6 protein-coding genes are annotated in these 6,706 nt (G+C 41.4%); all 6 read right to left on the minus strand.

Annotated elements, in window-relative coordinates; translation table 11 throughout:
* Positions 1-355: 355 nt before the first annotated feature.
* The 6 genes from Q0986_RS06580 to Q0986_RS06605 all read right to left on the minus strand — a co-directional run bounded on the left by Q0986_RS06580 (position 356) and on the right by Q0986_RS06605 (position 6,561).
* Positions 356-1,729 (minus strand): HlyD family efflux transporter periplasmic adaptor subunit, encoded by a 1,374-nt coding sequence (locus tag Q0986_RS06580; protein WP_299406390.1) that lies wholly within the window; start codon positions 1,727-1,729, stop codon positions 356-358.
* A gap of 57 nt (positions 1,730-1,786) precedes the next feature.
* The gene (locus Q0986_RS06585; protein WP_366918532.1) at positions 1,787-3,985 is read right to left on the minus strand and encodes a peptidase domain-containing ABC transporter; all 2,199 of its coding nucleotides are present in this window, start codon (positions 3,983-3,985) and stop codon (positions 1,787-1,789) included.
* Positions 3,986-4,157: 172 nt separating this feature from the next.
* Positions 4,158-4,559, minus strand: coding sequence for a hypothetical protein (locus Q0986_RS06590; protein ID WP_299406398.1), 402 nt, complete (start codon positions 4,557-4,559; stop codon positions 4,158-4,160).
* Between the two features lie 431 nt (positions 4,560-4,990).
* Complete coding sequence (locus Q0986_RS06595) at positions 4,991-5,374, minus strand: hypothetical protein (protein ID WP_299406403.1); 384 nt, start codon at positions 5,372-5,374, stop codon at positions 4,991-4,993.
* Between the two features lie 232 nt (positions 5,375-5,606).
* Entirely contained in the window at positions 5,607-6,041 is a 435-nt protein-coding gene (locus tag Q0986_RS06600; RefSeq protein ID WP_299406408.1) for a helix-turn-helix domain-containing protein, read from the minus strand.
* 292 nt (positions 6,042-6,333) lie between these two features.
* On the minus strand, positions 6,334-6,561 hold the full coding sequence (locus tag Q0986_RS06605) for a hypothetical protein (RefSeq protein ID WP_299406413.1): 228 nt from the start codon (positions 6,559-6,561) through the stop codon (positions 6,334-6,336).
* Positions 6,562-6,706 lie beyond the last annotated feature (145 nt).

A 6,706-nucleotide genomic window follows, 5' to 3' on the forward strand; every position in this document is an offset into this window, starting at 1 on the left:
GGGGATTTGGGTATATCGGAGATCTGATTCAGATGGGGGTATGGAGATCCAATCTATTGAGAAGTTTGCTTTAGTGTTCGTCAACGGCTGTTTCCGTACTCAAAGAAACACAGGCGGAAAACTTAAACCAAATACGTAAATGGCAGTAGCTCTGTTTCCGTCAAACCAATGTAGGGTAAGAAAACCCGGAAAAATTTACAGATGGTAGATTTTTGTAGGAAGGCTGGCTGCAACAGCATGGGTTGAAATTATGCTTGAAGATCAGTTCAAAGGAGGAAACCACAAGCCTTCAGGTTAACTTGATCGCCCCTGACAGTGTTACCCGGTTTTGATCCAAGCCATCTTGCCCAAGCAGTCAAATATCAGCCATCAATCTTGCTTTTCTAAGGAAGAAGTTAAAGACTGTTTCCTCTCGGGTCACAATATCAGCTCGTCCTTCCATCCCTAACCCAATCTGGCATCGGTTTTTTCCCTGCTTTAAATAGGTTTGATTAGGCTTAATCATGACTTTATAAAAGGCAGGAGCAGTGCTATTCTCTTCAACCCTTGGATTACTATTTGAGCGCTTTTGGGTTGGCTTGGTTGTATCTTTAGAGATTTGGCTAACTGTTCCTGTCAGCGTACCGTAGTCGGGATAGGCACAAGCTGAGATTCTCATGCTCACAGACTGACCCAGCTTGACCTTACTAATGTCTGGAGGAGAAACAGTGGCTTGGACTTCTAAAGGAACATCATCAGGGGCAATTTGAGCGATTTCTACGCCAGGACCAATCGTTTGCCCAGGATTGCGAAGATTTAGCTGGGCAATAATACCATTGGCGGTGGCTGCAATTTTGGTCTGGTTGAGATTAAGCCTTACTTGCTGTAGTTCAGCCCGATTTTGATGCAACTGCTTATTAATTTCGGTCCGTTGCTGTCCCAAGGCTTGTTTTTCTTGCATCAGTTTTGATAAAGCGGCTTGGCCAATCGCATTTTCTTGTAGAATTTTTTCTTTGGCCATTGCCATTTCCGCTTCACTGGGATTAAGAGCAGCAAAGGTAGCCTGCAATGTTGCCTTTGCTGCAGACACTGCTTGCTGTTGTTGTTGAAGGCCTAAGGCTGCTTCTTCTAATTCGTTTTTTGATAAGGCAGCAGAGACGGCTTGATATCTTATATATCGATCTTGTGCCGCTTGGAGAGCCGCTTGTTCTGACTTGATATTAGCCTGCGCTTCTTTAAGTTTGGCAGTACTGGTAATAGTTTTATCCCTGAACATACGATGTTGATAGGCGAGTTCGGCTTGAGCGGAATCCACAGCATGCCGAATGCGATACTGTTCAGCGCTGATTTGTCGATCCAGAGCCAATAGCTGGGTATTAATTTGACTGTTCTGTAGCTGCAACTGCTGAATATTATTGTTCAGTTGAGTCTGTTTGAGCTGCCAGTGGTCTGATTTTAAGGTGGCTAAAATATCGCCTTTTTGAACCGCTTGATTTTCTTTAGCAACAATAGTTTGGACTTGGCCTTCGATGGGAGATTGCACCGTTCGCAACTCTCCCGTCGGCCGAATATAAGCCTGGGATTTAACAATCTCTTTATACTTAACAATAGAGCTAACCGGCAGGGCGAGACCAATTACACAGACGATGGATAATCCGCCAAAAATCACCCAATTTTCAATGGGAGGCAGAAATTCATTGGTGCGGATAGGGGGCAAGAAGTCAGGGTTCGAGGTTGAAGGACTCACCATGATGATTACGATTCTCTAGAGGATTATTGGTCTGGCTGGTTACGAGTGTTGCCTCAGCTATAGGAATTTGGCGTGACCATTAGTGAGGGCAAGTTGCTGAGGTTGAACCATCCCACCTTCTAGAAAGTCAAGATGATTTCCGTCTCGGCGACTTAACTCTAGAGGGGTTCCTTGAATGGCTAGCGTTCCCTGGTCCAACATCACGATCCAGTCGGCACAGCTAATGACTTTGGGCCGATGACTAATTATAAGGGTGGTTTTACCCTGTCGTTGAGTGAGCAGGTTTTTAAGCACCTGGGCTTCACTCACCGGATCTAGGGCACCTGTAGACTCATCCATAATCAGGACAGGTGGGTCGGTGACGATTGCCCTAGCGATCGCTAAACGTTGCTTTTGACCACCGGACAGATTCGCGCCAAATTCACCCAGAACAGTCTGGTATTTATCGGGCAATTGGCTAATAAACTCGTCTGCCCCCACAATTTGGCAAGCCTGAACAATTTGCGCAAAGGTGATGTCTGGATAGCTAAAGCGGAAGTTTTCTAAAATGGACCGACTCCAGAAGTGGGGGTCTTGGGGCACTAAAACCACCTGCTGTCTGAGGCATTCCAGGGATAAGTCCTCTTGGTTGTAGAGTCCATAGCGGATATTCCCAGATTGAATGGTGTATAAGCCTGCGAGCACTTTAGCTAAGGTGCTTTTGCCACAGCCAGAGGGACCAATCAGAGCGGTAGTTTGGCCACCCGGAATGGAGAGGGAAAAATTATCCAGTAGATCAACCCGTCCGGCATGATGGAACACTAGATCAGTGCAGGTGATATCAGCATTGCCTCGGATTTCTTCCCAGGGCTTTTTGGCGTCCTTGGCATCTTCTGGAGTGGCGTCGATGACTTCGGTTAGCCGTTGGATCACCACCTGAGCAGTGACAAATTCATCCACTAGACCAATCAATGATCCTAAAAATCCTAGGAAGTTACGACTCATACCGTGATAGGCCATTAACTGTCCTAGAGATAGGGTTTTATTGATCACCAAGGAACTGCCGAGCCACAGGATACCAATGGAGGTAAAGGTGGATAGAAAGCCAGTGATGGTACTGCTGTATAGCCCCAGCTTCATGGTTTTCCAACCTAGGTTGGCAAGCTGGCCATAATTGCTTTGATATTCCTGCCAGGCTTGGGGGGTGGCTTGAGTAGTTTTTAGGATTTGAGTGCCGCGAAAGGTCTCTACAAGAAAGCCTTGGTTCTCTGTGCCTAGGACAATCATATTGCGTGTTTTTTGGCGCAGGGCGGGTAGGAAGGTTAGATTGACCAGGGTGACGACAATAAAGGCTGCTATGGAGGCGAGGGTAAGCTGCCAACTGTATAGCAGCATTAAGATTAGGGAAGCTATGGCAATAAAAAATTGGCTGGGTAGGCCCAAGACGATTTGGGACACCAGGGTGTTAATGGCATTGACGTCAGAGATGCGGCTAACAACTTCTCCGCTACGACGACCTTCAAAGTAGGAGAGTGGCAAGTGTAGGAGTTTGCGCCCATATTCTAGGATCAGTCCTAGCTGTAAGCGTTGGCCAAAATGTCCGACTAAGTGCGACTGCACTAAATTAATGACACTTTGGATCATACTGAGAGCGAGGACACCAATGGCCAGAGTCGCTAGGAGTTGAGTGTCTCCACGGACTAGTACATCATCGGTTAACAGTTGCATCATCATGGGAGAGGCCAATGAGAGCAGGCCAATAGCAAAGTTGATCGAAATCGCTTGAGCTAGAAGCCAGCGGTAGGGCCACACCCGCTGTAGATAACGTCCAAAGCCACCGACTTGATCGTTTTCTTGTTGGTAGAAACGGGTTTCGTCGGGGGTGAGTAATAGCATGACGCCATTACCCCAGCCTTGCATTAGCTCCTGTCGGGAAAGATAACGTAGGCCTACTGCAGGGTCGGAAATGACATATTGGTTTCGTTTTTGTCCGTATAGAACGACCCAGTGGGAACCCTTCCAGTGAATGATTGCTGGTAATGGGGCTTCATGTAGTTGGTCAAGTAGTTGAGAAGAGGCTTTAACTTGTCGAGCATGAAAGCCTAGTATTTCTGCCCCGCGATATATACCAAGTAAAGAGGTACCTCGTGCGCCAGTGCCCACAGCTTCACGAACACGAGCAATAGTAAAGGTGCGTCCATAGTATTTAGCAATAGTGGCAAGGCAAGCCGCACCACAGTCTTCTTCACTGTGTTGTATGACGATTTGATATTTCATCATTGAGTAAAATGCTGTAAGAAAGCAAAGGCAAATTTTATATTTCTTATCCCTATCTCCATCATGAATGATATTAAGAATTACACTTTTAAATGCTTCAAAATTACATCATTAACTATATAAAAGTATTAATGATTGTAATCTTGAAGCATTTTATGACTCAAAAAATATACTAGACAAACGTAGCTATAGCAGAGCCAGTGTTGATATCACTTTCAATATCTGCAAGAAAAATCTGATATTTGTCTCCTCTTAAACCTGTCCATGTTGTTATATCGTCTCCAAAGTTTACGACTTTGGTATTTGTAGCTTTGGTGTCCATATTTTTAATAGTTGCTCGGAATTCATTATTTCCTGCAGAAGAACTAAATGAAGTGCTTAGACTAATTGTTCCACCTACTGGGCCAGTGAGTATAGTACTATTAAAACCGCCAGAATCTTGGAGAACCTCGGGTCCTTTAGTAAACTGAACAAATTTATCATTTATCATTCCACCACCTTGAAAATTTTCTGCTGACTCAAGTGTTAAATCAGCGAATAGTATCTCATTAATATTAATTTGTGTTGTAGTCATATTCATGCCTCTTAGCTTACAAGGAAAGTTTAGCTTTAATCAACTAAGCTTTGATTCAATATTGAAATTTAAATTCAAAAAAATCAAGAGTTTAAGCTATTATTATTCGCATAATTAGGTGAAATATGTTTTAATTTCAGAACTAAAAAATCAATATTTTATATTACAATTTACAATTATTCTTGCTTATAAGTATTAGATGCTATTTAAAAAGTTTTCCAAAATCTTTACTAATATGGATTTTAGTTTGAATAATTAGAAGTCTTTTGAAAACCTTATGTAAAAAGGCTCTCTAAAGACTTCTAATCAGCCTATGAAGCTTTAAATTCAAGGACTTTATAGATCTGAAAGTTAATATTCCTCAACTAGGAATTAGAGTAGAAATGAATGAACTAACTCAATCACTTGAAATGTCTTTGTCAATCTTATTTCTAGTCATAAACAGCTATTGAACCAACAATTTTTTTGAAATCTGCAAAACCCTTATCGCTGAATCTAAGACGATAAGGACTATTGTTATCCAAACCACTAAAAGTTATATTTGCTTGTCCATCTATAGCGGTTACCCTTGATTGTTCCTCGAGCCAAAAGCCAAATTGTCTACGTTCAAGAGTAATAGTGTAGTTCTTGTTAGCATTATTTATTGCTCCTTCAGCATGAGTATTTGTGTCAATTTCAATTTTTTCACCTCTCTCATTTCTAAAATTTCTTGAATACATATTTATATCAAAATCTATTGTGGATTCAAATAGTAATCCTCCACCGTTGTATGATTCTGCTTGCTCATTATTCATCATAGAAAATAATTTACTCATGGGTATTTATAACTCCAAAAAAATGATTTTTCAATGAATCATTTGTTGCCGCCTGAATCTTGGGTCATTTTTTAGACAAGTATTCATTGAATTAGTTTCTAGCTGAATTCTAATAAATATAATCAATTAGATCAATAGTATTTGAAATTTTAATTGTGTAAAATAGGTCGAATTGTGTTTTTAAAAAATTAAAACTTGTAATTAATTTCCTATGGAATAATCGATTTTATTTTTATCTTGTCGATAAATTCATATACTTGAGTAACCGATTTACATGACAAGCACTAACTCTTCTATCCAGTTCTTTTTCTAGATGCTTACTTAACCATTGACCTGTCCAGCGTTGAAAAGGATAACCATATTGTCGAGGGCTGTGGCTCACGAGTTCTTGTAATCGATTGAGATATTCTTCATTAATCTTTTTCGGACGGCCCATCGGTCGTCCATTCCATAAATGAGATTGACCTATTTGTACCATCGTCATCCAGTGCCGAGCTGTTTCCTGAGAGCAGCCCAATTCTTTGCAAATTTGCGTTTGGGATTTCCCCTCATCTGCCAACAACATAATTTCGATCCGACGTCGATACTCAAGTCGTAAATCATCATCTAGACTTCTAAGTAAAGACTTATGTTGGGTAGGTGTTAAATACTGCCCTTGAGGTTTCATTATTTATCCTCCCTATAAAATGGATGCATGCAAAAAATTACTGTTTCAGAGAATTAATCAAAAATCATCTCTAGAGGTTTATCTCTTAGAACTAAGCAATGATTTATTGATTTCTTCGATTTATAAGTTCTCGAAGTTCTTGGATCCTGAACTTATATAAGTTGTGCAATGCTATAGAGCATTAACACTCGATTGAGACTCTTAGGCTTAATCTGGGTAACTGAGGCATGTTGAAAGTAGTATTTAAGTTTTAGTTTGGAATTAACACTACTTTCAACTATGCCTAAAGCAATTAACTATAAATGTCCAGTTGCTGTTGGTAGAAAGAAAGAAGTTCATCATAAGACTTGAAGTTTTGGTCATAACGTCCCGGAGGGAATGAGGCCCATTCATAACTCACTTTCTCTATGGCCTCGCGGATTCTTCCAGCTTCCACGTCATTTTCAGCACCCCGATCACTAATCAGCTCCACTGCTCCTAAGTCTTGACGGAAGCGTAAATATATTGCAGCTTTAGGCAATAGATGATAAACTCCCACCTGGTAGCATTTAGGGAGTCATCCGTTGGAGTACGAATTACGAGTCATTGTTGAGAAGGTATCAGTCACTTCACAAGAAGTAATTCAGCGCGATACGCTCAAAGTCTACGACATTACTCCCCCAGCA

Source organism: Acaryochloris sp. IP29b_bin.148 (genome assembly GCF_028285565.1).
GTDB lineage: Bacteria > Cyanobacteriota > Cyanobacteriia > Thermosynechococcales > Thermosynechococcaceae > Acaryochloris.

Coding starts and splice junctions, on each gene's coding strand:
- Q0986_RS06580 (WP_299406390.1), bottom strand. CDS start 1,729: ATGGTGAGTCCTTCAACCTCGAACCCTGACTTCTTGCCCCCTATCCGC.
- Q0986_RS06585 (WP_366918532.1), bottom strand. CDS start 3,985: ATGAAATATCAAATCGTCATACAACACAGTGAAGAAGACTGTGGTGCG.
- Q0986_RS06590 (WP_299406398.1), bottom strand. CDS start 4,559: ATGACTACAACACAAATTAATATTAATGAGATACTATTCGCTGATTTA.
- Q0986_RS06595 (WP_299406403.1), bottom strand. CDS start 5,374: ATGAGTAAATTATTTTCTATGATGAATAATGAGCAAGCAGAATCATAC.
- Q0986_RS06600 (WP_299406408.1), bottom strand. CDS start 6,041: ATGAAACCTCAAGGGCAGTATTTAACACCTACCCAACATAAGTCTTTA.